Source organism: Melaminivora alkalimesophila (assembly GCF_000282995.1).
GTDB lineage: Bacteria > Pseudomonadota > Gammaproteobacteria > Burkholderiales > Burkholderiaceae_C > Melaminivora > Melaminivora alkalimesophila.
The window spans coordinates 1-224 of record NZ_ALEE01000181.1; the positions used below are offsets into that span (position 1 = coordinate 1).

Consider the following 224-nt stretch of genomic DNA (forward strand, 5'->3'; position numbering starts at 1 on the left):
GGGCCTGCCGCTGGCGCTGGCGGTGCCGCTGGTGGTGCTCACCAGCTGCACCGACCTGGGGCGGGCAGCGCGGGCGCGGCGCTGGCTGCTGATCCCCGAGGAGGCATGGTCGCCGCGCGTGCTGCGGCGCGCGGGGCTGCATGCTGCCGCTGCCTCTGCGTCTGGGCCGCAGCAGACGGCCCCGCTGGCCGCGCCCTGAACCGGTAGAGCGGCGGGCCGCGGCG

At 79.5% G+C, this 224-nt stretch carries 1 protein-coding gene; it reads left to right on the forward strand.

The features are described 5' to 3' along the window. The coding region (locus tag A612_RS02935; protein ID WP_040435766.1) for a hypothetical protein at positions 1–199 on the forward strand (199 nt) is incomplete at its 5' end. Positions 200–224: the final 25 nt, after the last annotated feature.